The sequence below is a fragment of the Gemmatimonadaceae bacterium genome (genome assembly GCA_020852815.1).
Classification (GTDB): Bacteria; Gemmatimonadota; Gemmatimonadetes; order Gemmatimonadales; family Gemmatimonadaceae; genus SCN-70-22.
Map to the genome: position 1 here is coordinate 1 of JADZAN010000036.1, position 25,507 is coordinate 25,507.

At 68.8% G+C, this 25,507-nt stretch carries 20 protein-coding genes and 1 rRNA gene; 14 read left to right on the plus strand and 7 right to left on the minus strand.

All coding sequences use genetic code 11. From position 1 onward, the window contains the following. Positions 1–541: ribosomal RNA gene (locus IT359_17670) — 23S ribosomal RNA — on the minus strand; the annotation flags it as partial. A 403-nt stretch (positions 542–944) separates the two neighbouring features. On the opposite strand from IT359_17670, the gene IT359_17675 reads away from it, so the two are divergent. Next, positions 945–2,219 (plus strand): class I SAM-dependent rRNA methyltransferase, encoded by a 1,275-nt coding sequence (locus IT359_17675; GenBank protein MCC6930824.1) that lies wholly within the window; start codon positions 945–947, stop codon positions 2,217–2,219. A gap of 97 nt (positions 2,220–2,316) precedes the next feature. Further along, the gene (locus IT359_17680; GenBank protein ID MCC6930825.1) at positions 2,317–4,218 is read left to right on the plus strand and encodes a gamma-glutamyltransferase; all 1,902 of its coding nucleotides are present in this window, start codon (positions 2,317–2,319) and stop codon (positions 4,216–4,218) included. A 39-nt stretch (positions 4,219–4,257) separates the two neighbouring features. Here the strand turns inward: IT359_17680 and mutM are convergent, their stop codons facing one another. After that, the gene (gene mutM / locus IT359_17685; GenBank protein ID MCC6930826.1) at positions 4,258–5,049 is read right to left on the minus strand and encodes a bifunctional DNA-formamidopyrimidine glycosylase/DNA-(apurinic or apyrimidinic site) lyase; all 792 of its coding nucleotides are present in this window, start codon (positions 5,047–5,049) and stop codon (positions 4,258–4,260) included. Positions 5,050–5,063: 14 nt separating this feature from the next. Further along, positions 5,064–5,993: an MBL fold metallo-hydrolase gene (locus tag IT359_17690; protein ID MCC6930827.1), complete on the minus strand. Its 930-nt coding sequence runs from the start codon at positions 5,991–5,993 to the stop codon at positions 5,064–5,066. 261 nt (positions 5,994–6,254) lie between these two features. Between IT359_17690 and IT359_17695 the strand changes: the two genes are divergently transcribed. The 5 genes from IT359_17695 to IT359_17715 all read left to right on the plus strand — a co-directional run bounded on the left by IT359_17695 (position 6,255) and on the right by IT359_17715 (position 12,457). Then, on the plus strand, positions 6,255–7,028 hold the full coding sequence (locus tag IT359_17695; protein MCC6930828.1) for a hypothetical protein: 774 nt from the start codon (positions 6,255–6,257) through the stop codon (positions 7,026–7,028). A gap of 1,618 nt (positions 7,029–8,646) precedes the next feature. After that, positions 8,647–9,156 carry a hypothetical protein gene (locus tag IT359_17700; protein MCC6930829.1) on the plus strand — a complete coding sequence of 170 codons (510 nt, stop codon included), beginning with the start codon at positions 8,647–8,649 and terminating at the stop codon, positions 9,154–9,156. Positions 9,157–9,213: 57 nt separating this feature from the next. Beyond that, entirely contained in the window at positions 9,214–10,005 is a 792-nt protein-coding gene (locus IT359_17705; protein MCC6930830.1) for an SDR family oxidoreductase, read from the plus strand. A gap of 178 nt (positions 10,006–10,183) precedes the next feature. Further along, complete coding sequence (tdh, locus tag IT359_17710; protein MCC6930831.1) at positions 10,184–11,212, plus strand: L-threonine 3-dehydrogenase; 1,029 nt, start codon at positions 10,184–10,186, stop codon at positions 11,210–11,212. A gap of 42 nt (positions 11,213–11,254) precedes the next feature. Continuing rightward, complete coding sequence (locus IT359_17715) at positions 11,255–12,457, plus strand: glycine C-acetyltransferase (GenBank protein MCC6930832.1); 1,203 nt, start codon at positions 11,255–11,257, stop codon at positions 12,455–12,457. A 72-nt stretch (positions 12,458–12,529) separates the two neighbouring features. On the opposite strand, the gene IT359_17720 is transcribed toward IT359_17715, so the two are convergent. Continuing rightward, entirely contained in the window at positions 12,530–13,576 is a 1,047-nt protein-coding gene (locus tag IT359_17720) for a hypothetical protein (GenBank protein ID MCC6930833.1), read from the minus strand. 376 nt (positions 13,577–13,952) lie between these two features. Between IT359_17720 and IT359_17725 the strand changes: the two genes are divergently transcribed. Together IT359_17725 and IT359_17730 are read left to right on the plus strand one after the other, a co-directional pair. Beyond that, positions 13,953–14,627 (plus strand): hypothetical protein, encoded by a 675-nt coding sequence (locus IT359_17725; protein MCC6930834.1) that lies wholly within the window; start codon positions 13,953–13,955, stop codon positions 14,625–14,627. Between the two features lie 189 nt (positions 14,628–14,816). Further along, complete coding sequence (locus tag IT359_17730) at positions 14,817–17,624, plus strand: PAS domain S-box protein (GenBank protein MCC6930835.1); 2,808 nt, start codon at positions 14,817–14,819, stop codon at positions 17,622–17,624. A gap of 19 nt (positions 17,625–17,643) precedes the next feature. Here the strand turns inward: IT359_17730 and IT359_17735 are convergent, their stop codons facing one another. The 3 genes from IT359_17735 to IT359_17745 all read right to left on the minus strand — a co-directional run bounded on the left by IT359_17735 (position 17,644) and on the right by IT359_17745 (position 21,164). After that, complete coding sequence (locus IT359_17735) at positions 17,644–18,330, minus strand: DNA-3-methyladenine glycosylase (protein MCC6930836.1); 687 nt, start codon at positions 18,328–18,330, stop codon at positions 17,644–17,646. A 44-nt stretch (positions 18,331–18,374) separates the two neighbouring features. Further along, entirely contained in the window at positions 18,375–20,366 is a 1,992-nt protein-coding gene (locus tag IT359_17740) for an NYN domain-containing protein (GenBank protein ID MCC6930837.1), read from the minus strand. Positions 20,367–20,744: 378 nt separating this feature from the next. Further along, entirely contained in the window at positions 20,745–21,164 is a 420-nt protein-coding gene (locus tag IT359_17745) for a YjbQ family protein (GenBank protein MCC6930838.1), read from the minus strand. A gap of 66 nt (positions 21,165–21,230) precedes the next feature. Here IT359_17745 and IT359_17750 point away from each other — a divergent pair, with 66 nt between their 5' ends. From IT359_17750 to IT359_17770, 5 genes are all read left to right on the plus strand, one after another. Continuing rightward, positions 21,231–22,493: a hypothetical protein gene (locus tag IT359_17750; GenBank protein ID MCC6930839.1), complete on the plus strand. Its 1,263-nt coding sequence runs from the start codon at positions 21,231–21,233 to the stop codon at positions 22,491–22,493. After that, complete coding sequence (locus IT359_17755) at positions 22,493–22,801, plus strand: hypothetical protein (protein MCC6930840.1); 309 nt, start codon at positions 22,493–22,495, stop codon at positions 22,799–22,801. Before IT359_17750 ends, IT359_17755 begins: the two co-directional genes overlap by 1 nt. 12 nt (positions 22,802–22,813) lie before the next feature. Beyond that, on the plus strand, positions 22,814–23,107 hold the full coding sequence (locus IT359_17760) for a hypothetical protein (GenBank protein ID MCC6930841.1): 294 nt from the start codon (positions 22,814–22,816) through the stop codon (positions 23,105–23,107). A gap of 12 nt (positions 23,108–23,119) precedes the next feature. After that, positions 23,120–23,899, plus strand: a complete 780-nt coding sequence (locus IT359_17765; GenBank protein ID MCC6930842.1) for a hypothetical protein — start codon at positions 23,120–23,122, stop codon at positions 23,897–23,899. 90 nt (positions 23,900–23,989) lie between these two features. Continuing rightward, positions 23,990–25,399: a sigma-54-dependent Fis family transcriptional regulator gene (locus IT359_17770; GenBank protein ID MCC6930843.1), complete on the plus strand. Its 1,410-nt coding sequence runs from the start codon at positions 23,990–23,992 to the stop codon at positions 25,397–25,399. The last annotated feature ends 108 nt before the right edge of the window (positions 25,400–25,507 follow it).

The following is a 25,507-nucleotide window of genomic DNA, read 5'->3' on the forward strand; positions in this document are numbered from 1 at the left end:
GTTTCAGGATCTCTTTCACTCCCCGCCCAGGGGTGCTTTTCACCTGTCCCTCACGGTACTCGTCCACTATCGGTCACACAGGAGTCTTTAGCCTTGGAGGGTGGTCCCCCCAGCTTCACGCCCGATTTCGCGAGTCGGGCGTTACTCAGGAACTCCACTGGGCCAGCGCTCTTCCACTACCGGGCTGTCACCGTCTCTGGCGCCCCGTTCCAGGGGACTTCGCGTCGTTAACTGGCTCCGTCCGTGGGTCCTACAACCCCGGTCCCGCAAGGAGACCGGTTTAGGCTCTGCCCCTTTCGCTCGCCGCTACTCCGGGCATCTCGTTTGATTTCTCTTCCTCCCGGTACTGAGATGTTTCAGTTCCCAGGGTTCGCTTCCCGGTCGCCCAGGATGACGGACGTCACCGCCCGCCGGGTTGCCCCATTCGGCCATCTCGGGATCACCGCGTGTGTGCCACTCCCCCGAGCTTATCGCAGCTTACCACGGCCTTCCTCGCCTCTGTGTGCCCAGGCATCCCCCACATGCTTTCGCTCGCTTGACCCATTCTCCGTCAAGCAGAGCACGCGCGATCTACTACTTCAGATCTTGCTTGTGATCAAGCAATCTCGCCGCCAACAACCCGCTCGCGCAGGTCATCAGCGGTAAGGATTCACTTCCCACGATCTTCCCTACCTTCACTTTTCAATCAGCATCCGCCGGCAGTCGCCGCGCGGCATTCATGACAACTCCAACCTCTGCACCACCGCCGGACCGCTCACGCGATGTCCAGTGCCGGTAGCGAAAGGGCGCGAATTGTACATAGACCGCGGACGCATATCAACCCCTGCGCCCCTCGCCCACCACGGGAATTCCCCCCTTCCATTCGCGCCGCACACGACAGCGCGCCAATCGACGACGAGCCCGCCTCGCGAACGCTCGCCCGGCGTTCGCTACCTTATCGCAACATGTCCCCCGACCACCGCCGCGCAGCCCACGGCCGCGCCACGCAGCCGCCGCGCGCCGCCGGCTCCGCCGGCTCCGCCAAGGACTTCTCCATGAGTCCCGCCGCGGACCTGGCCCTCGCCGTGGTCTCCAACCGCGGCGCCACGCGCTGGAGCCAAGGGCACCCCTGGATCTTCAGGAGCGACGTCGTCCGATTCCCGCCCTCCGCCGCGGGCGCGGTGCGCGTCGAGGATGGCCGCGGCCGAGCCATCGGTACGGCGCTGTGGTCGCCGAACTCCGAGATCTCGCTCCGCATGGTCGACCGGCGCCCCCTCCCCGCGTTGACGCGCGAGTGGTGGGAAGAACGCCTGCAACTGGCGATCGCACGGCGCGGCGAGATCCTGACCCGCAGTTCCGCGTGTCGACTGGTCCACGGCGAGGGCGACGGACTCCCCTCGCTTACCTGCGACCGATACGACCGCTGGTTGGTGGTCCAACTGATGAGTGCCGGGCTGGAGGCGCACCGCCAACACATCGTCGACGCGCTGCGCTCGCTCACGGGATGCGAGGGGATCCTCGCGCGACATGACGGCGCCGTCCGCGAGCGAGAGGGACTGCCGCGCGAGACGTCGCTCCTGCTCGGCGACGTGCCGCAGGAGATCGAGGTCCACGAGCATGGCGTGAAGTACCTCGCGGCCCCGTGGACGGGACAGAAGACCGGCGCCTTCCTCGACCAGCGCGAGAACCGGCACCGCATCGGCGCGCTGGCCCGCGGACGCGCGCTCGACTGCTTCGCGTATCACGGCTCCTTCGCGTTGCATCTGGCGGCGAGGGCCGACGAGGTCGTGGCGCTCGACGTCTCGGCCGCGGCGCTCGAACGGGCGCGCGAGAACGCCCGGCTCAACGGACGATCCAACATCTCCTTCGTCGAGGCCGACGCCTTCGACGAGCTGCGCGCACGCGAACGCGCCGGCGAGCGCTTCGACACGATCGTCGTCGACCCGCCAGCCTTCGCCAAGAACCGCCCGTCGCTCGCGGCCGCACTGCGCGGATATCACGAGATCAACCTCCGCGCGCTCCGGCTCCTGGCGCCCGGCGGCGTGATGTTCTCCGCCAGCTGCAGCTATCATCTCACGAAATCGCACTTCCTCGAGATGCTGCAGGGCGCCGCCGCCGACAGCGCCCGCCGCGTCACGCTGCGCGAACTCTGCGTGCAGCCCGCCGACCATCCCGAGGTGATCACGATCCCCGAGACGGGCTACCTCAAGGGAGCGATCCTCGAGGCGCACGACACCTGAGGCGTGAGCGCCGATGGCGCTGGGACGTTCCATGTGGCATCGTCGTGAGGCCGACCAATTCCGTCATTCGGCAACACCGCCTCCTCCCCCCGCATCCATGTCGCTCCGCTCACTCCCAACCCTCGCGCGCCTGGCGAACGTCGTCGCGGTCGCGATCGTGCTGCTCGCCTCGCCGACCGACGCCCAGCGCACACAGAAGCCACCGCTGCACGGCCGGCACTGGATGGCGGTCACCGGCAAGCCACTCGCCGCGACGGCCGGCGCGATGACCTTCCAGAAAGGCGGAAATGCCGTCGACGCGGCGTGCGCCATGCTCGCCGCCGTCACGACGATGTGGGATGTGCTGAGTTGGGGAGGAGAGACGCAGGCGCTGATCTATCACCCCAAACTGAAGAAAGTGATCGGGATCAACGCCCTGGGCGTGGCACCAAGCGGGGCGACGGCGGAGTTCTATCGATCGCGTGGCATGAACACGCCGCCGGAGTTCGGGCCGCTGGCCGCCGTCACTCCGGGCACGCCAGGTGGCTTGATGACGATGCTTGCCGAGTACGGCACCCTGTCGCTGGCCGACGTCCTGTCGCCGGCGATCCAGATGGCGGATGGGTATCCCATCGAGGCGCAGGGCGCGAACTCGATCGAGTCCAACAAGGGACGTCTCAAGCAGTGGAAGTACTCACGCGACGTGATGCTTCCGCACCTCGGCGACGCGCGCGAGGCGCCGGCGGCCGGCGAGATCTTCGTCCAGAAGGATCTTGCCGCCACGTTGCGGAAGCTCGTCGAGGCGGAGCGCAACGCGCTGCGGGGCGGCAAGTCGCGCAAGGAGGCGATCTATGCCGCCTATGATCGCTTCTACAAGGGCGACATCGCCGATGAGATCGTGCGCGGCGTTCGCGAGGAAGGGGGGCTGTTCACGCGCGAGGACCTGGCAAACTGGAAAGTGAAGATCGAGGAACCGCTCTCGACGACGTATCGCGGGGTCGAGGTCTACAAGCTGCAACAGTGGACGCAGGGGCCGGCGTTGCTGCAGGCGCTGAACATCCTCGAGAACGCCGACCTCAAGTCGATGGGCTTCAACTCGTCGCGCTACATCCATACGGTGTACCAGGCCATGTCGATGGCCTTCGCCGACCGCGACTTCTACTACGGCGACCCCGCGTTCGAGCCGGCAGAGCCGATGCAGGGGCTCCTGTCCAAGGCGTACGCCCGTTCTCGTTATGCGCAGCTCAAGGCGGACCGCAACGACGCCACGATCCGGCCGGGCGACCCGTACCCGTTCCAGGGGGCGACGAATCCGTTTCGCGCCCTGCTCGACGCGTGGAGCGTGACCGGGGCACCCGCCGAGCTCCCCAAAAGCGGGCAGCAGGACCGCGTGAGCGGCGACGGTGAACCGCCCATGTCGCCCGACGATGCGTTCTACGCCGGCACGACGTCGATCCAGGCGGCCGATTCGGCGGGGTGGGTGATCTCGGTGACGCCGAGCGGCGGATGGATACCGGCGGTGATCGCGGGGCGCACCGGCGTCGGGTTGAGCCAACGCGCGCAGAGCTTCGTGACGCATCCGGGCGACGGGCCGTTCAACGTGATTGCCCCGGGCAAGCGCCCGCGCGTGACGCTCACGCCCTCGCTCGCACTCCGGGATGGCGCACCCTACCTGGCGTTCAGCGTGCAGGGGGGCGATTCGCAGGACCAGAACCTCCTGCAGTTCCTGCTCAACACGGTGGAGTTCGGGATGACGCCTCAGGAAGCGGCCGAGGCACCGAACATCAACTCGTTCCAGATGCGCTCGTCGTTCGGCGCGCATGAGTCGCGTCCCGGGCGATTGCTGCTGGCGGAGTCGGTGCCCGACTGGACACGCCGCGAGCTGCAGCGCATGGGCTACACGCTCGAGGTGGAGCGGTTGACGTCGGGCCCCATCACCGCGATCTGGCTCGACCGGCGGCACGGAACGCTGTGGGGTGCCGCGTCGAACCACGGCGAGGACTACGGCATCGCGTGGTGACGCGGTGGGCGGCGGGACACGCAACACCGCCCCCGCCGCTCACCGTTGGCACTGGCGGCAATAGTAGGTGCTGCGCCCGCCCTGCACGAGGCGGGTGATCGGCGAGCGGCAGCGGCGGCAGCCCTTGCCGTCGCGCTGGTACACGTTGAAGCGCACGGCGTCACTCACGGCGAGGGCGCCGTAGTAGCGCTCCGGACGTTCGAGCGCCTTCTGCATCGCGCGCTTGACTCCCGCGGCCAGCGCCCGGTACTGCAGCTGGCGGAGCCGATTCGCGGCGCGCCGGGGATCGATGCGCGCGTACCACAGCGACTCGGACGCGTAGATGTTGCCGATGCCCGCGACGAGGCGTTGATCGAGGAGCGCGGGCTTGATGGGGCCGCGCCGGAGTGCCAGCCGATGCGCCAGCCACTCGGCGTTGAACGCAGGGTCGGTGGCCTCGGGACCGAGATCCGGGCAGGGATCCACGCCCGGGGAGACGACGGCGACGGTGGCCAGCGCGCGCGCATCATCGAGCGCGAGTCGCGTTCCGTCCTCGAAGTCGAGCACGACGCGCGTGGTGCGTGACGCGCTGTCGTCGACCGTGGCCACGCGCCAGTCGCCCGTCATGCGGAAGTGCACATGCAGCGTGCGCCCGCTGGCCAGCCGGAGGAGCTGGTGCTTGCCACGCCGGTCGATGGCGACGACGGTGTCGCCCGTCAGTGCATTCGCGATCTCGTCAGGCAGCGATCGACGCTGCGACGCGTGCAACGCCCGCACCGCGCGGAGGCGCTTGCCCTGGCAGGCATCGCGCGCCACGCGAACCGCGTGCTCGACCTCCGGAAGCTCGGGCACGTGCTCGGCGCTCGTCAGGCAGGGGCAGCGGCCTTCTTGCGCCAGTAGCGCGCCAAGCCGAACCACGACGAGCGTATCGTCTCGCGGTCGACGTGGCGCGCCTGTTCGGGGGTGAGGGCACTCGTCAGGCGCGCCAGTTCGGCGTCGGCGAAGGCGTCGGCGCGGGCATCGTCGTCGCTCCCGGTGCCGAGGGAGGCACGGACGGCCAGGCTCCAGGAGATGATGCGATCCCAGAGGGCGTCGAGGTGGGCCACGACATGGCGCACCGGCCCAAAGTGCGTAAGCAGGAGGGCTTCCGGCCCCCACGCGGCGATGAGGTCGAGCGAGGGCTTCCAGGTCTCGAGGTCGATGTCGGGCGGCGGCGCGGCGGGGAGCGCGGGAGTTCCATGCTGCGAGGCTTCGCCGGCCACGTCGCCCACGAAGGCGACGCCGGACTGCTCGTCGAGGTACGAGAGGTGATGCCAGGCGTGCCCCGGTGTGTAGGCCACCCGCAGCCTTCGTCCGCCGATGGAGAGGCGTTCGTCGCCGGCCAGGACAATGAGCTGTTCAGGTGCAACGGGTTCGAACGCCCCCCACAGGCGTTCCATCTCCCCCTGGTAGATGCGCCGGGCGCTGTCGAGGAGGCGGGACGGGTCCGTCAGGTGCGGCGCGCCACGCGCATGCACGTGTACGCGCAGGTCGGGGAGTTCGCGCGCCAGGGTACCGGTGATCCCGGCATGGTCGAGGTGGATGTGCGTGAGGAGGACGTGGCGCAGGTCGCTGGTGCGCGCGCCGACGTCGCGAATGGCTTGCTCGAGCGCCTCACGGCACGAGGACGGTCCCGGATCGACGACGACGAGGCCGTCGGGCGATTCCATGAGGTACACGGCGATGGCTTCCGCACGCCCGAGGTGGAGGAGGTCACCGCAGGTGATGCCGTCGGTTACAGGTCGCAGGGAGGTCATGGGGGGCGGGAAGTCTCGTGAGGGCGACTCGTGGGAGCGACTCGTGAGGGCGACTCGTCAGGCACGTGCGGCGCGCGTCACGGGTGAGCGACCGGCGCTCGTCAGGCACGCAGGCGGCACTCGTAAGGCGCGATCGAGGGAGCGATGAGGCATGCGAGGCTCGTCAGGCAGCAACAAATCTAACGAGTGAATGGCGAAAGCACTTGCGCGCCTTACGAGAGTCCGTAGGTTTGGTCCGAGCCTAACAGGCGTGAATGCATCGTGTCTCATCAACCGCAACGATCGCTCAAGCACGAGTACGAGTGCTTCGTCGAGCAGGAAATCGAGAACTACAAGGACTCGATTCCCCGCTCGACCATCCTGCGCATCGGCGACGAGGCGGTGGCGAACCTTCGGGCGTCGGAGCAGGTGGCCTTCGATGAGATCCTCATCTGGGCCGAGGTCGACCGGATCATCCGCAACCGGCTCAGGATTCCCTCGTATGCCGGCTGGCGTCGCCGTCGCCTGAAGCTCATCGCCGAGTACCGGCGCCCGGAGCGATGGGGGCTCAGCGCCGACGCCCCCATCGTGCGGGAAATCCCATCGGACGCCGAGGCCCATGTGCTGGTCGTCGGCGCCCGCGAGGAAGGTACCGCACTGTACCTCGCGGCCAACGGCTGCCAGGTCACCGCGGTGGAGGACGACCCCGAGGTCGTGGAGAAGGTCATTGCGGCTGCCGGCGTGGTGGGGCTCACCTCGCGCGTAAACGGATGCGTCACCGGGCTCGGCGAGTGGTATCCCGAGGCGCCGCTCCACGCCGTGGTCTGCTCCCCGGCCGCCTTCGACCGCCTCACGGTGAGCGAGCGCGAGCGCGTGATCGAGATCCTCAAGAGCGCCACGCTCGACGGTGGCGTTCACCTCGTGCAAACGCTGGCCGCGGGACACACCGCCGTCGAGGTGGACGAGTTGCGCGCGCGCTATCGCGGCTGGGAGGTCTCCATCGTACGCGATGAGAGTTCGTCGCGGACCTTCCTCGCGCGGAAGAACGTCGCCTGAAACGAGCGTCCCAGCGCCTGAACGACCTGACTCAATAGAAGAGTTTGGCGACACGCGACGATACGGGCGTGTCAGAAGAAGACGTGTCATTTGGCTACATTCGTCGCCGCCCCCCGGGCGGCGATTTCTCTATAACACCTTTTATATCAATGACTTGCGCCGAGCGCTCCTGATGGCGGGAGGTGGCATGCGGAGTGCTTTGCGGTAAGATGTGAGGCGACTCCATGGCCTCGCAGACCGGCCGCATTCGGCGAACCGTTCTCGCCGGCTGCGGCCGATCGCACGAGAGAACGCATCTACTATATGAAGGGGAGAAGTGGGATGACGGAGAAGGGCCAAGGCGTCGTACTCGAGGAACCGATCGGCATCGTGATCTCGCGCGGGAGCCGCGCGGAGCCGCCGCCGCGGGTGTGGGCATACGTCTGGGGCGAGGTCCCCGAAAACGAGCCAGCGGCGACGGAACCGAAGGCCGCGTAGGGCGACCAGTCAGGGCGGGGCGATTCGGCAACGGAGCCCCGCAGCCCGATCGATCGAGACGACACAGAGCAGGGAAACAAGAAAGCCGGCGCAACGATCGCGCCGGCTTTCTTGTTGTTTCGAGACTTCGAAGAACTACCGCTTCTTGGTCTTCTTGGCGGCCTTCTTCGCGGTCTTCTTCGCGGCCTTCTTGGCAGTCTTCTTCTTCGCAGCCATGAGAGTATCTCCTGGTCTGGTGTGGATCACCGGTCCGATCCCCCGGTGGATCGGTCGGCAGCAACCGGCGCATTCGCATCCGGCTGGTCCTTCGCGCCTAACAGCAGCGCTATGTCGAAAACACCAACGGTAGAATTCGTGATGTCGTGCAACCTTCGAATGGACGACTTGACAAGACGACTGGTTTCAAGTCGCGCGCAATCTATATCACATCACCCGCACTCGTAAAGCAGAGGGCGAGCTTTTCAACATGGCGTACATCAAACGCGCGCTGCGAGATGGTGCGACTGCGACTCTCTGAGGGCCGCGCGTCATCGTGCAAGGAAAGACGCACGTGCAACGCGCGCGCGCAGGACCGCGAGAGATGTGGAGGGTTTCGTCGCATCGCGATGGTCGCTCGACGAGAGTTCATCGGCTCTTTGCGGGGATGCGTGGCGCTCACCGAGGGAGTGGCGAGACTCGAAGGGGAGGCGAACCGCCCCCGGGCGAGTGCAGTGGTCAACAGCGTGACCCGACTCGGCGAGGTTTCCTGGAGCGTTGCGTTGTGGAGGCACTCGATTCGTGATGGTACCACGCCTTCTCCTCGCGCACACGCGATAGGTGCTGGACGCGAATATATGAATGCCCTTCGTGTTGCGCAATATCGAGACCACAGGTCATTCGTTTCGCGAGACGCGCCGAGCCACCGCGTGCCTAACGAGTACGCACCCTCGCCCCCCCCCGGCGCCGGCCTCGCGCCGCAGGAGAAACGGCACGCGTCGCGGGGCATGAGGCGCCGCGGCTGGATGCCCTCGACGCCGACGGTCACAAGGGCGCAGTGTGCTAGACGCGCGTGCGTCGCGCGTCGTACATGCGGAACGATCGCGGCGCGCGCCGCCCCCGTTCGACATCCGGCACGCGCCCCCCTTCAACCCTGGTGTCCCCGATGCGCGCAGTCCCTCCCCTGCGATCGACTCTCGCCACGCTGGCGCTCTGCGCGGGCAACGCGGCGTGCGGCACGATCCTCGACCTCTCACCGGCGTCGTCGCAGAGCATCCTCGGGACCGAGGCAATGCGGCTGCAGCTGACGACAACGACAGTGACCGAGGGCGACCTGCTTCCCCTGAAAGTCACGCTCACCAACACGAGCGACGCGACCATCACCTACCAGGGCAACACCTGCCCATTCGACGTCTTCGAGGTCCAGGATGCGGCCGGCGAGCGGATCGACCCGAGGGTCGAACTCATCCTCTGTGCCGCCTACGTCCAGACGGTACGGCTCGCGCCGGGCGCATCGACGACGTGGTCGCGGGAGTGGCGCGCCGCGCGCTACGCCCCGTCTCGCGTGAACCGCCCAGCGGGAACGCAGACCGTGCGCCTTCGTGCGCGCTACTGGATCGGGAAGCAGCTGATGGCGAGCGACTGGCAGAGTGTCACGGTGAAGCAAGCGCCATGAGTCGCGGACGCCCAGGCGAGCTGGCAGTGCCCGGCGCAGCGGTGCATTCTTCCCCGCATGGACCTCGGACTCAAACACAAGGTTGCCCTGGTCACCGGGGCATCGAGCGGACTCGGCCTCGCCATCGCGAATGAGCTGAGCCAGGAAGGGGCGAGCGTGGTGATGGTCGCTCGCCGCAAGGACGAACTCGACAAGCAGGCCGCGGCGATCGCCGGGCGCACGTACGGGAAGATCCACACGATCGGCGCCGACGTGAGCGACGCGACCGCGCCGGCGCGCATCGTCGCCGAGGTGACGGAAACCATCGGCCCGGTCGAGATCCTCGTGGCGAATGCCGGCGGCCCACCGTCGACGCTGTTCGAATCGACGAGCGAGGAGCACTACCAGGCTGCGCTCAACACCAACCTCATGGCGTCGATCCGTCTGGCGCACGCGGTGGTGCCGGGAATGCGCCAGCGAAAGTGGGGGCGCGTCCTCTTCCTCACCTCGATGGCAGCCAAGATGCCGATCCAGGGATTGCTGCTGTCGAACACCGCCCGCGCCGGCTTGTTAGGCTTCGCCAAGACGCTGGCCAACGAGGTGGCGAAGGACGGCGTGCTGGTGAACACCGTGATGCCGGGACATTTCGACACCGCGCGCGCCATCGAGCTGGCGCAGATGCGCGCAGCGCGCGAGCAGCGCCCGATCGAGGAGGTGCTGGCGGCGCGACAGGGGGGGATCCCGATGGGGCGCTCCGGCGACCCGAGGGAATTCGCCGCGGTTGTCGCCTTCCTGGCCAGCGAGCGCGCCTCGTTCGTGACGGGGACGGCGATCCAGGTGGACGGGGGGCAGATCTCTTCGCTCGTCTGAGAAGTCGGGAGGACGAGAAGCCTGCCCCAGCGAAGGCTGGGGACGAGAAGACGAGGAACTACCGCTTGCTGGGGCTGGTGATGGCGAGTTCATTTTCCATCGGGCGCGCCGGCCTCCCGCCCCGAGCGACGATCTTCTCTCGTCCTCTCGTCCTCTCGTCTTCTCGTCTTCTGCTCCTGTGAAAGCTCTCGTTAAAGCCGCGTCCGGCCCCGGGTTCACGCTCAAGGACGTCCCTGTCCCGACCATTCGCGACGACGAAGTACTCATCGAGGTTCGGCGCGCCGGCGTGTGCGGGACCGACGTACACATCTACGAATGGGATGATTGGGCGAGCAATCGCTGCAAGCCGCCATTCACCGTCGGGCACGAGTTCGCCGGCGACGTGGTGCAAGTGGGCTCGCTGGTGCGCGACGTTGCCGTGGGCGATCGGGTCACGGCCGAGGGACACATCGTCTGCGGGCGCTGCCACCTGTGTCGCACGGGCAACTCGCACGTCTGCCCCAACACGAAGATCATCGGGGTCGATCGCGACGGCTGCTTCGCCGAGTTCATCGCGATGCCGGCGACGAACGTGTGGCACCTCGATGCGAGCATCCCCTACGAGATTGGCGGGATCCACGACCCGATGGGGAACGCCTTCCACACGGCGCTGCATGGAACCGAGATCCCCGGCGCGACGGTGCTCGTCACCGGATGCGGACCAATCGGAATCTTCGCCGTGGGGATCTGTGCGGCGGCGGGGGCGTCGCGCGTGATTGCGAGCGACGTGAATCCTCGCCGGCTCGAGCTGGCGCGGTCGATGGGAGCACACGATGCGGTGCACCCGTCGGAGGTGGAGGGAGCGGTGAAGCGCGCGACCGATGGACTGGGCGTCGACGTCGTCCTCGAGATGAGCGGCGTCCCTGCGGCGATCCACCAGGCGTTCAAGGAAGTGCGCGTCGGCGGGCGCGTGCAGATGCTCGGCATTCCCGCGCGGCCCATGGAGGTGAACTTCGCCACGGAGATCATCTTCAAGGGGATTACCGTGTATGGCGTGATCGGGCGCCGCATGTACGACACCTGGATCCAGATGTCGCAGTTCCTGCGTTCGGGGAAGTTCGATCCCACGCCGGTCATCACGCACCGCTTCCCGCTCGAGGGCTACGACGAGGCGATTCACGCCATCAAGGCCGGCGACGCGGGGAAGGTTGTCTTTGAGGTCGGCTAGGGACGACAGAAGACGAGAAGACGAGAGGACGAGAAGACGAGAATGGGTAACGCGAAATTCACGGGCGACCTTGAGGCGCGCCTCGAGCAGCTCAAGGTCGACAAGGTCTACAAGCGCCTCAACTACCTCGACTCGCCGCAGTCGGCGTGGGTGGAGATGGAGGGGCGGGGGAAGATCCTCATCCTCTCCTCCAACAACTACCTCGGGCTGTGCGACGAGCCGAGCGTGGTGCAGGCGGGGATTGACGGTTTGAAGAAGTACGGCGCGGGGACGGGGAGCGTGCGCTTCATCTGCGGGACGTTCACGGTGCATCGTGAGCTGGAGCAGGCGTTGGCGCGCTTTGTCGGGACGGAAGCGTCGATGTCGTACGTCTCGGCCTGGAACGCCAACGAAGGGCTGACGGCGACCGTGGTGGAGGAAGGGGACTTCGTCATCTCGGACGAGCTGAACCACGCCTCGATCATCGACTCGATTCGCCTGGCCAAGGCCATCACCAAGTGCACGACGGCGGTCTACAAGCACTCGAACATGGACGACCTGGTCGCCAAGCTCGAGGCGAACAAAGGCGCCAAGCGGCGGCTCATCTGGACCGACGGCGTCTTCTCGATGGAGGGGAGCATCGCCAGGCTCCCCGAGATACTGCAGGTGGCGCGCGACCACGACGCCATCGTCATCATGGACGACTCGCATGCCACCGGGGTGCTGGGGACGTGCGGGCGCGGGACGGCGGAGCACTTCGGCGTGCTGGGCGAGGTGGACGTGATCACGTCGACGTTAGGCAAGGCGGTGGGGGGCGCGGCGGGGGGCTTCGTGGCCGGCTCCGCGGCGCTGTGCGACATCCTGACACAGCGCTCGCGCCCGCAGCTCTTCTCCAACGCTCTTCCCCCCACGGTTGCGGCGAGCGCGCTGCAGGCGGTGCGCGTGATCGAGTCCCAGCCCGAGCGGGTGCAACGTCTGCGCGACAACGCGCGCTACTTCCGCGAGCAGATCATCGAGGCGGGGTTCAAGCCGCTGGCCGGTGAGACTCCGATCATCCCGATCATCATCGGTGAGACCGCGGCTGCAATCCGGATGAGCGAACTGATGCTCGCCGAGGGGGTGTTCGTGACTGGGTTCGGGTTCCCCGTGGTACCGCACGGGACGGCGCGCGTGCGATGCCAGATCTCGGCGGCGCACTCGCGCGACGACATCGACTTCGCCGTGCGGGCGTTCCGGAAGGTGGGGGGGAAGCTCGGGCTGGCTTGAGAAGAACAGAAGACGAGAAGACGAGAGGACGAGAAGACGAGAGGGTGGCGACCTGGGGTCGGTTCCTTCTCGTCAGTCTGGGGGGGGCGAGCGCAGGATGCCGAGGCGTTCTGCGATGGCGGAAGGGAGCAGGAGATTGTCGGCGATGGCGGCGATCTCTTCGGCTTCCTTCCACGCATCCTCGAGGGCGGAGAGTTCGCCTTCCATGGCGGCGCGCTCGGTTTCTTCGTGGAGGGCCATCTCGAGCGCCAGGCGATCAACTGCCGATTGCCCGCCGAGCGACTCGGGGTCACGCTTGGGCGGCGATCGCCTCGTGTAGTGCGACTCGCGATTCACGCGCTTTGCGTAGTGAAGGATGAACTCATCGGCCGAGCGCGCAAGGGAGAGTTGGGCCACCGCGCTGTCGACGGACTTGCGGTTGCCTCCGGCGTAGTTGGTGTGAGCCAGGAGCCGACCGAGCGTGCGGGAGGCGGCATCGCCCTCGAGCACGGTGAACCCCTTGCGATGGTCGACGCGAAGGCGCCAGCCACTTCCGTCGTCGTTGAGCAGTAGCATGGCGTCGTCGACGTGCTTTCCGCGCACCGTCGCCGCCGATCCGTCTTCCGTCGTGACGCGAACGACACTGCGCATCTTGCCGCGCCCGAGGAGGAAGGCGTCGATCGCGTTGTGTGCGTTGGAGAGGGCCGGGAGAAGGACCCACCAGGCCAGCATGAAGTCCTGCGCGGCGAGTTGCAGCGCCCCGATCGTGGTGCCGCCGATTGCGGTGAGGATCAGCGTCCGCCGGCGTCGTCGCCGGAACACCTCACCGTAGCGCCACGCGGCGAACTCCGGGCGTTGCGGCTGGCCGATGCGTACGAGCTCGAGTCCTTCGCGCAGCCTGGCCAACCCGATGTGGTCGGTCGAGGCGCGCAGGCGCGTGTCGCGGAAGAGGCGCTCGCACGTCTCGATCGCCTCCCATCGTTCCTCGAGCGGGGTGAGGTTCCAGCGGGCGCAGCTCGGGCACACGGCCCAGAGCCGTCCGCGCGCCGGGTCGAAGGCCAGGCGCCGCCCGACCGGAAAGTGCTCCACGACCTCGTTGCTCCCCAGCGAGGTATTGCAGTACAGGCAGGTGGAGTACAAGGACGGCGAGTCTCGCTGTGGGAATGATGACACGGTATGCGATGGCCTCATCGCTGGCCAGTCCGCCAGGCGCGCCCCGCCGTGCGCCCCCCCCTCCCCCACCCCGGCACCTCCGCGGCGTGCCCTACATCACCAATGGGGGCATCGGCATGACGGGAAGCGACGTCGGCGTGACCAGCGAGGCGTCGTCCTCGTCCCTGACATGAGTTACGGGGTGCGCTCGGACGCTGCTTGCTCGCGCGCCTCGGTGTCGGTGCGGGACGCTGGCGTCCTGGCGCGACACGACCCGTTCACGCTGTCGTTCAACGCGTTGCCCGCCGGAGCTTGGCCCGGGTGACGCTGCCTATCACTCCGCGCGTTTCCCGAGGCTCTGCGTATGCGCATCGTTCGCACGTTCCGTCTGGCCCTCGCGGCCGCCGCCGTCGTTCCCATGATCGCCGGTGCGCAGGCCAGCTCGCAGTCGCCGCGCGACTTCGACAACTCGTGGTTCTGGGGGATCAAGGGCGGTTCGACCATGATCACGACCGGTGCCTCGGGCAACGAGAAGGTGAGCGCGCCGACGGTCGGCGGCGAGTGGCTCATCACGCGCAAGCGCATCGCGCTGTCGATCGGCGTGGACCAGGCGTTCTTCGACAACACGGCCGCGGTCTACGACCCGACGGCCGCCGGCTCGGCGCGCGCGGTCAGCATCGGCGACCTGCGCAGCTACAGCGCGGGGGTGTTCTTCTTCCCGCTCCACTACGGGAACCTTCGCCCCTACGCGGGGCTGGGGCTCTCGATCAACGTGATCCAGAACGCGGAGCCGCAGGGGACGTACACGAGCACCGACGCGCAGGAGGCGGTGCTGCTCGAGGTGGATAACCAGAGCAGCCGCGTGTCGGCGCGCTTCACGCTGGGGGCGCAGTACCAGCTGCAACGCGTGGCGCTCTTTGCCCAGGCGGCGACGCTCCCCACGCGCAACAACTTCCTCATCAACGGTGCGGCGAACACTTTCGTGTTCGAAGCGGGCCTTCGCTTCAACCTCCTCAGTGCGATCGAACGACTCCCCTGAATCGGGGTCGACGCAGGGCGAACGCGGGAGCCGGTCCCCTCGGGACTGGCTCCCGCGCCACGTTTGGGTGATGGAAGTTGAGCAAATTCCAATCTCCCTAACGACTCCCAGCGCCAGCACGCCTCCCGGGCAGGCGCGCGCCCGGTGCGGTTGCGTCCGGCGTCGGCGACCGGTAAGCTGGATCGTAGCGTGACCACACCCGACGCAGGAGCGGCCGAGCGCCGCAGCGAGGCCCAGCACCCTCCGGGGCGCGCGACGAGCGCCGCCGTCGAGACGGCAGGCCCCGCCCTCGCGGCGGCCGGGGGAGCCGCGGCGCAGCGACACCTGCTGCTGCGCTACCTGGTGGGCACGGCGCTGGGCGTGCTGGCCATTGCGGCGGTCAAGGTCTACGGCCCGCAGTCGCCGCAGTCGGTCTACTTCGTGGGCAACTGCGCGGTCGTGGTCGGGATCTTCGTGGCCGGTGGCTTTGGCCCGGCGGCGATCACGATCGTGTCGGCGTACGCAGCCACCTCGTACTTCCTCCTGGCGCCGCGCGAATCGCTGGCGATATCCGACCTCGCCGACGTGATGCGCTTCACGATCGGGCTCGCACTCTCACTCGGAGCCGCCGGCATCGAGGGGCGCATGCGCCGCGAACGGCAGCGCCTCGTGCAGCGCGAGCGCGAGGTGCGCGAAAGCGAGTGGCGCTACCGCGTGCTCGTCACCGAGGCGTCGGACGCCATCCTGGTTTTCGGCAGCGACGGGCGCTGCACCCTGGCGAACGCGCGCGCCTCGGAGCTCCTGGGGTGGTCGCCAGATGCAATGATCGGCGTGGCGTGCACCGAGTTGCTGCGCCCGGTCGCACCTCCCGGTGGCACCTCGGTGCCGCCGTGCCTGCTCAGGGAAGCGCGCCATTCATCGACGGGCGTGCTGGCAGAGCGCGAGCTGGTGCGCACCGACGGCTCCACCTTCGTGGGCGAACTCTCGGCGCGCGCCTTTCCCGACGGCACGTCGCAACTCATCCTGCGCGACGTCACCGCCCGTCGTCGCGCGGTCGATGCCATGGAGGCGGAGCGCGACCTGCTTGACGGCATTCTGGCCACGAGTTCGTCGGGGATCATCGCGCTCGATGCGGCGACCTCGCGCCCGGTATTCGTGAGCCAGCGGTTGGTGGAGATCATCGGCCTGCCGCGGGAGCAGCTCATGCAGGCGGCGTCGGGCGAGGTCCCGTGGGTCACGCGCGATGCGGAGGGACGAGTTATCGGGCCGGCCGAGCGCCCGCTGGCCCGCGTTCTCAGGAGCGGGCGCCCAGTGCTCGACGTCCCGCTGACGATCGAGTTGCCCGGTGGCCAAGCGCGTCGCATCAGGGTGAGTGCCGCACCGCTGCGCGACGAGGCCGGGCGAGTGTCGACGGTCGTGCAGACGGTCACCGACGAGACCGAGCGCGTGCGCACCGAGCGAGCGCTGCAGGCCAGCGAGGAGCAGCTGCGCCACATCGCGCAGGCGTTCCCGGGGGCGGTGTACCAGTTCTCGCTCTCTCCCTCCGGTGAGATGCGCTTCACCTACGTCTCGGAAGGGGTGCGCGAGCTGCTCGGCGTTGCGCCTGAAGACGCGGTGGGGGATTTCAAGAATGTCTGGGAGGCGATCGCCCCGGAGCAGCGCGACCTCGTGATCCAGTCGACGATGCAGTCGGCGTCGACCAACGAGCCGTGGCGTCTCGACATCCGCATCCGGCACCGCGACGGCAAGGTGCGCTGGGTGCGCGGGACCGGCTATCCGGAGACGGAGCGCCCGGAGGGGGTGATCCGGTGGAACGGTATCTTCCTCGACGTCACCGACTTGAAGGAGCTGGAGTCCAACCTGCTCCAGGCACAAAAGATGGAGAGCGTGGGGCGCCTGGCGGGTGGCATTGCCCACGACTTCAACAACATCCTCACGGCCATCCGCGGCAACGTGGACCTGCTGCTGGAGACGCTGGCGCATGGCGATGAGCGCGTGGAGGAGGTGACGGAGATTCGCGACGCCGCCGAGCGGGCGAGCACGCTCACGCGCCAGCTCCTCGCCTTCAGCCGCAAGCAGTTCCTGCAGCCGCGGGAGCTGGACCTCAACAGCCTGGTGCGCGACGTGGAGAAGATGCTGCGTCGCGTGATTGGCGAGGACATCGCGCTGCTGACGGTCCCGGGCGACGCCCTGGGGCTCGTACGCGCCGATCCCGGCCAGGTGCAACAGGCGCTGTTGAACCTGGTGGTGAACGCCCGCGACGCGATGCCCGAGGGCGGATTGCTCACCATCGACACGCGCAACGTGCGCCTGACGAGCACCGAGGGGGCGGCCATGGGGCTTTCACCGGGCGAGTACGTCTCGCTGGTGGTGCGCGACACAGGGACGGGGATGACCGCCGAGGTGCGCTCGCGCATCTTCGAGCCGTTCTTCACCACGAAGCCGCAGGGCAAGGGGACGGGGCTCGGGCTGGCAACCGTGTATGGGATCGTGCAGCAGAGCGGCGGCACGATCACGGTGGAGAGTGAACCGGGGCGAGGAAGCACCTTCCGCCTCTTCTTCCCGCGCGTGGCCGCGACGCGCGACGCCGTGTCGTCACCGTCGGGAGGAACGGCCATCGTCGCACCAACGGCGGGGGGCGCCGCGCAGGTGATCCTGCTGGTGGAGGACGATCCCTCCGTGCGCCACCTCGTGACGCGCGTCCTCGAACGCACGGGCTACGCGGTGCGTGCCGCGCGTGACGCGTACGAGGCGCTCACGCTGATGGACGCAACGTGCTCGGGGATCGACCTCGTGGTGTCGGACGTGGTGATGCCGGGGATGGGGGGGCGCGAACTGGCGCAGGAGCTTCGCCGCCGGCGTGCCGACGTGCGAATCCTCTTCATCTCGGGTTACCTCGACATCGATTCGTCGCGCCTCGCGCTGGACCGTCGCACGCGCCTGCTGCACAAGCCGTTCAGCACGGAGGCGCTGCTCGATGCGGTGCAGTCGATGCTGGCCGGTGAAGGTTTGGCGTGAGCGCGCGCGTTGGCTCGCGTCACCGCAGGGCGCGCCGGCGCAGCCACTCGTCGGCCTCGTGCACGGAGTAGCGCGCGAAGCTCCGCGGCGTTCGGGAGCAATGCGGCTCGGCGGCCAGCGCGTAGCGCAGCGGCCACTCGGCGGCTTTCGAGATCCCGATGCGCGGCGTGACGACGATCGACTCGTCAGGCAGCGGCGTGGCTCCCTCGCCGGTCGCGGGGCGCAGGATGCGCAGTGGGCCGCGATCGAGGCATGTGCCGTCGTGGGCGCCGCCGATGCCTAACGCCTGACACAGCTTGCCCGGGCCGTTGGCGAGCGATGATGCGTGCCCGGTGCCGCGTCGTTGCTCCATGGCGGCGAGCCCGGCGAGCGGGACCAGGGCACGGACGAGGACGGCGCTTCCATGTCCCGCCTCGCGCGTGACGGCGTTGACGCACCAGTGCATCCCGTAGATGCGATACACGTAGGCGGTGCCCGGCGGGCCGTGCAGGTGCCGGTTGCGCGCGGTTTGTCCAACGGCGGCGTGGCAGGCCGGGTCGTGCGGCCCCAGGTAGGCCTCGACCTCGACGATGCGTCCCCGCGCCGTGACGCCGTCGTGCCGGCACTCGAGAATGGCGCCAAGCAGTTGGCGCGCGACGAGCGCCGTGTCGCGGTCGTAGAAGTGTCGAGGGAGCGGCACCAACGGCGAACGCCGCACCCGGTGCATCCCGGACGCGGCGTTCGCTTGCTGCGGGGCGTTAGCCCGGACGGTCACTTCGCGGCGGCCTTCCTGGCCTTCCCGCCTCGGGCACCGCGCGCCGCCTTGGCCGCGGGCGCGCTCGCGGCCCTCGGCGCCCTGGCCTCCTTTGCCGCCTTGGCGGGGCGCTTGGCGGCTTCCTTCGCCTTGGCCTTCGGCGTACGCGCGCCGCGCCCCTTGGGCGCATCGGCCTGGGGCAAGGTCGCCGGCTCGTCGACCAGATCCGCCACCGGCGCCGGAGCGGCCGCCGGTGCCACATCCTCGACGACTCCAACGAGGAGCAGCTCCGGCGGGGGGCCCGCCGGGGTGCGCCCACGCCCGCCGCGAGCCGGCGCACCACGCGGGACCATGCCGCGCGGCGCCGGTGCAGCTGGCGGAGCCGCGGCGGCCGCCGCCGCGGCGTGCGCCGCTGCGGCGCGATTCAACTGCTCGCTCACGGGGGCGACCGCCGCCGGGAGCGAGACCTCGAAGTCGTTCCCGCGACGCCGCAGGTCGATGACTTCCTGATCGTGCGCGTCCTTGAGGATGCGCTCGAACATGCGCTCGCTCAGGCTCTCGCTGTCCCGGCCGAGGAGCTCGAACGACTTGGCGCGCACGGCACGCGCCGGCACCGCCTGGTCGCCCGAGACGAGCGCCGTCGCCGCGCGCTTCACGAGGTCGAAGGCCTCCGAACGCGTGAGGCGCTCGCCGGCACGCCCGATCTCGTCGCCGCCTGACACCTGCGGCTCGCTGCGCGCTTCGCCGCGGGTCTCGCCGCGGGCTTCGCCGCGAGCGTCACTGCGGGGCTCGGAGCGCTGGTCGCCGCGCCCGTCATGACGACGGTCGCGACGCGATTCGTGCCGCCCTTCGTGCCGTGACTCCTGCCGCGCCTCGGGGCGCGACTCCTGCCGCGCCTCGGAGGCAGTCTCCGGCGTGCTCTCGTCGGCCGATTCCACGGGAGCGGCTGGAGCGGCAGGGCCGTCACCCACGAGCGCGACTGCGCGCTCGCCGCGTTCACTGCGTTCACCACGGTCGCTGCGCTCACCACGATCGTCGCGATCGCGTCCGCGCCCGCGTCCACCGCGACGCCCGCGACGCGCGCCGCGGTCCTCACGCCCTTCGCGGGCGTCACGCGCACTCGCGCCTTCCTCATCCGGGGCGGCGCGGCGCTCGCCCTGCGATGCAGCTGCCGGCGCCGTGTCGGCGGGGCCGACTTCGAGCTGGCCGTTCTCGAGCTTGGTGATTGTGACGAGCCCCTTCTCGGAGGCATCGGAGACGAACTTGGAGAACTTCGAGTAACCGTAGTTCTTCTCGTCGAACGTTGCGTCGATGTCCTGCATGACCTGCTTGAGGCGATCGGAGCGCATCACGTCGCCGTTCTTCTTCATGCGCCCGATGGCCTCGACCACCAGCTCCCACGGGTCCCACTTGTGCACGTCCTCCTCGCTGGCCTTCACCAGGCCGGCAAGGGCGTTGTAGCTGTAGTACTCGTCGCAGTTCATGACGAGCAGGTCGCTCGACGACTCGCGAATGCCGACGCCGATGACGTACTTGCCGTACTCCTTGAGCTTGGTCACCAGCGAGGCAAAGTCGGAGTCGCCGGAGAGGAGGATGTACGTCCCGATTTCCGGGCGCGTGAAGACGAGTTCCATCGCATCGACCGCGAGGCGGATGTCGGTGGCGTTCTTCTTCGACGAGCCGTACGCCGGGGCCATGATCATGTCGATCGAGGACTCGGCGAGGGGGACGATATACTGCGGATAGCGGCGCCAGTCGGCGTAGGCGCGCTGGACGGCGACCTTTCCCTTGATGATGTCCGAGGAGAGGAGCGAGCGAAGCTCGCTGGCCAGGTCGGAGCGGATCCCCATCGTGACGTTGTCGAAGTCGATGAGCAACGCGGCGTTAGGCGCGTGCTGGATGGGGGCGCCGTACGTGGCCGCAGCTCCCTGCGGCAGCGCCTGCGGGCCCCGGTGCAACGGGGCGATCGGCGCGCGCGGAGCGGCGTGCCGTGGGGTACGAGCGATCATGTGGTGAAAACGGTGTGCGGGCGCTTGGCGCCCATGGTTTGGGTGCCGCTCCGTCGCGCGCTATGCCGCGCGTGGGGCGAATGACTCGGGCGCCGACGGCGCGACCCACTGGGCCGCAGTCCGCTCGTTACGCCAGGTCCCCCGGGTGACGGGCTGCGCGCGCACCGACTCCCCACGCGGTCGCGGAGACACCGATGTCGCACAACTTCGCCGGCACCGCCCACCGGGGATGGATCGCCTGGGATCCCCAACCCCCGTCAGGTGGCACGACCGTTGGACGCAGAAATGTAATGCGAATGCCCGCAAACGGTTAGCCACCCCCCGACGGAGTCGTTGCGCCCGCTCCCCTCCTCCTCCCCCTCCCCCTCCCGCGTGCCCCTACACGCCCAACGCCTTCACGATCACGCGCTTGGGGCGTTGGCCGTCCCACTCGCCGTAGAAGACGCGCTGCCACGGGCCCAGGTCCAGCCGCCCGGCGGTGACCGGGACAATCACCTCATGCCCAACCGTGAGCGACCGAAGGTGCGCGGCGGCGTTGTCCTCCCCGGTATCGTTGTGGCGATACGCCTCGGGGCTCCAGGGGGCGATGCGCTCCTCGAGCCAGCGCAGGATGTCGTGCCAGAGCCCGGATTCGTGGTCGTTCACGAAGACGGACGCCGAGATGTGCATCGCCGACACCAGGACAAATCCCTCCCGGATCGCGGCGGCGGCTCGGCATGCCTCCACCTGGTCGGTGATGTCGATGATCTCCTGGCGTTTCTTCGTGTTGAAGGTGAGGTAGTTGGTGTGGGTTTGCATGGGACGGGAGACGGGAGACGGGAAATCCCGTAGCTTATCCGAAACCGCATCCCCCGTCACTCGTACGTGAAATCGCCCGGATTCCGCACACGCCTTTTCGCCATCCTCTCGGTCTTTGCCCTGGTGCCGGCGCTCGCGCTGACGCTGGTGTGGGGGGTGGTGGCGACTCGCACGCTCCCGTTGGTCTCGGGGAGCGCGGCGTGGGAGCGACTGGCGGAGTCGGGGCGAGCGGCGGTGGGGGCCGTCAGGCGCGCGCCGCTCTCGCCCGCGCAGCGCCAGGCGCTGCGCGCACACGAACTCGAACTCGAGGAGTCGGTGACCCAGGCTCGCCGCTTTCGCTTCCTGGCCACGCGCCTTGTGCCGGTGGTCGTCGTCAGCGCGCTCATCACGCTGGCGGTGCTCTGGGTGGCGGCGTCGCGCGTGGCCGGGCACCTGTCGCGGCAGATGAGTCGCCCGCTCGACGAGCTGGTGGGGTGGACGGGCCTCATCGAGCGCGGCGCGCCACTCCCCGATGGGGACGCCGCACGCGGGGCGCCCGAGTTCGGGATGCTGCGCGATCGCATGCGCTCCATGGCGAGCGAACTGGCGCTGGGGCGCGATCGCGCGGTGGAGGCCGAGCGACTGCGCGCCTATCGCGAAACGGCGCAGCGCGTGGCGCACGAGATCAAGAACCCGCTCACTCCCATCCAGTTCGCCGTCGCCCGCCTGCGGCGCGACGCCAGCGAGTCACAGCGCGACGCGATCGAGGTCCTGGAGACGGAAACGCGCCGGCTCGACATGCTGGCGCGCTCCTTTTCGCAGTTTGGCCGGCTGCCATCGGGGCCCGCCGCCGAGGTCGACCTGGCCGAACTCGCGCGATATACGGCGCAGGCGTCGGTTCCACCGGGGCTCACGGTGTCGGTGGAGTGTGAAGACGGACTCCCGCTGGTGATGGGTCACCACGATGCGCTGCAGCGCGCGCTGAGCAACGTCCTCCTCAATGCGGTGGATGCCTGCCATGGCCGCGAGATGCCGGGCACGATTCGCGTGCGCGTGGAACGGTCGGCGCCGCTCAACGGTCGCGAGGCGCTTCGACTTGCGGTGACCGATAGCGGCAAGGGGATCGACCCGACGCTTCTGGCGTCGATCTGGGACCCCTACGTCACGCACAAGGCGGGAGGAACGGGGCTGGGGCTCGCCATCGCGCGGCAGACGATTCTCGCCCATCATGGGTCGGTGCACGCGGAGAGCACTCCCGGCGTGGGGACGACGATCGCCTTCGTGCTCCCGGTCACGCCACCACTCGCCAGCGTCGCGTCCCATTCACCTGCACCACCCGAGGTAGCCTGATGGATCCCGGAATCCTCGTCCCGCTCGGGGCGTTCATCATGATCACGACGATCGTCACGACGGCTATCAAGTCGCGCGAGCGAATGCGGATGATGGACCGCGAGGCGCTGATGCCGTCGCACGGCGACACGTCGCAGCGCCTGGACCGCATCGAGCAGGCGATCGAGGCGATGGCGGTGGAAGTCGAGCGCATCTCGGAGGGGCAGCGCTTCGTGACCAAGCTCCTGTCGGAGCGGGCGAAGGAGCCGGCCAGCCTTGGCGCCGGCGCCGCGAGCGGCGTTGCGGCTGGCGAGCCGCGCCGTCCGTAGGGAGGCGAGCGCATGCTGATGACGACGGGCGCCGATGTCGCCATGGCCGCCGTGATCCTGGGCACGATCAGCGGGACGATCATCACGGTCGTGAAGACGATCGCCAATCGCGCCAACGCCCGCGACCAGCTGCGCGCCGGAGCGAATCCGGAAAGCGAGCTGCGGCTGCAACGTCTCGAGCAGGCCATCGACGCGATCGCCGTCGAAATGGAACGGATGTCGGAATCGCAGCGCTTCACGGCCAAGGTGCTGGCGGAGCGGCTCCCCGGCGCGGGCAAGTCGCTCCCGCCCAACCAGTCCAGCTGAAGGGACACGCCCATGTCACACCCGACGATCTACTCCTCATCGAGCCTTCCCGTCTCCGGCGCCGCGCACGGCGGCGAGCTGCAAGGCGACGTTGGCGGCGTGGTGCAGGATGCGGTGCGGGAAGCGGTGCGCGATGCGGTCAACGACGCGCGCGCCGCGGCACAGGGGGCACCGGCCCCGGCGGCGCCCGTCGTGGCGTCACCGCAGGCGTCACAGGCGATGATCGACGCGATCACGGCACAGATGACGGCCGAGCGCGTGGCGATCGACAAGCTCACGCAACAACTCGTCCCCGGGCTTTCGGACGCCAAGGAGAACGCGATCACCGAGCAGCTGCAAGCGGCGCAACAGCGCCTGTCGTCGCTGCAGGTGCAACTCGACATGGCGCGCGGCGGCCCTCCGGCCACGATCGCGGGAACCACCGCGCCACCGCCGCCGCCCGACGTGGAGGTGATTCCGCGCGAAGCGGTCGCGATGACGGCGATGTTCTTCACGACGGTGGCAGTAGTCGCCATCGGAGTTCCGCTGGCGCGCGCCTTTGCCCGCTGGCTCGACCGTCGCGGAGCGAGGCCATCGCCAGCCATCCCCGCCGACCTCGCCCAACGACTCGACCGGCTGGAACAGGGCGTGGATGCGATTGCCATCGAGGTGGAGCGCGTGTCCGAGGGGCAGCGCTTCACCAACAAGCTGATGAGCGAGATGCGGGCCCTCCCCGCCCCTAACGCGATGGAGCAGTGGCCGCAGGGCGCACAGAAGGAAGCCATTCCCGTCGACCGCCGCGCCGGCGGCTGACGGCGCACTCCGCCGGCCGCAACGCCGCTCCCCCCGCCCCCTCCCCCTCCCCCTCCCCCCTCCCCCTCCCCCGTCTCCCGTCCGCCCCGCATGCCCACCATCCTCATCGTCGACGACGAGCCGAACATCCGCCGCATGGTGGGGGCGCTGCTCACGTCGGAGGGATACGAAGTGCGCGAGGCGGCGAGTGGCGAGGCGGGCGTTGCACTCGCCGCCGAGGCCGAGCCCGACGTCGCACTCGTCGACCTGATGATGCCGGGGACGATGGACGGGATTGCCGTGCTCGGGGCGCTGCGGGACCGGCACCCCGACCTCCCGGTCGTGATGATGAGCGGAAAGGCAGGGCTGGCCGATGCGGTGCGCGCCACCAAGCTCGGGGCCTTCAACTTCCTCGAGAAGCCGCTCACGCCGGAGGGCGTGCTGCTCTCGCTCAGCTCGGCGCTGGAGTTGCGGCTGGCGAAGCGGGAGGCGCAGGTGCTGCGCGCCGACCTGGGGCTGGCGGGGGAGATGATCGGCGGGAGCGCGGCAATGCAGGGGATGCGCGCACTCATCGAGCGCATTGCCCCCACCGATGCCCGCGTCCTCATCTCGGGAGAATCGGGGACGGGGAAGGAGTTGGTCGCGGCGGCGATCCACGCCGGGAGCCCGCGGCGCGACCGCCCGTTCGTGCGCGTGAACTGCGCCGCCATCCCGCGCGACCTGGTGGAGAGCGAGATGTTCGGGCATGAGCGCGGCGCCTTTACCGGTGCCACCGAGCGCCGCATCGGACGCTTCGAGCTGGCGCATCGCGGGACGCTCTTCCTCGACGAGGTGGGCGACCTGGGAAGCGAGGCGCAGGCCAAGCTGCTGCGCGCCATCGAGGCGCGGGAGATCGAACGCGTCGGCGGCGGCAAGCCGATCCCGGTGGACGTGCGCGTGGTGGCGGCGACCAACAAGGACCTGCCGCGCGCCGTGCGCGATGGGGTCTTTCGCGAGGATCTCTTCTTCCGCCTCAACGTGATTCCGGTGGCGCTGGCGCCGCTGCGCGAGCGGCCGGATGACATCCCGCTCCTCGTGCGGCACTTCGCCACGCTCACGCGACTGCGCACCGGCCATCGCCTCCCGGAGTGGGACGACGACGCGTTGCAGCTGTTTACGCGCTATCGCTGGCCCGGCAACGTGCGCGAACTGGGCAACATCGTCGAGCGCCTCATCATCTTGCACGCGGGGCAACCGATCCACGTGGACGACGTGCGGCGCGTGATCGCGGTGGAGGATGCCCCGCTGGCCGCGCCGGAGCGCGCCACGCTCCCCGACCCGTCGGGGCTGGATCGCTCGCTCGGCGAACAGCTCGACGACTACGAGCGCCTCCTCATCGCGCGCGCGCTCGCCGCCTCCAGCGGCAACATCTCCGAGGCGGCGCGCCGCCTGCAGACCGATCGCCCCAACCTTTATCGCCGCATGAAGCGGCTGGACGTGCGGGCGGTGGGAGCGGAAGGCAATCTGACACACCTCCCCTGACACCACGCGGGGACAGCGGAGGGCGCCCGCGCGCATCGGCGAACGGACGACAGACGTGGAAGTCGTTGTGTGACAGCGTTCACGGGGAGATCGTTCGGCGCGGTACGC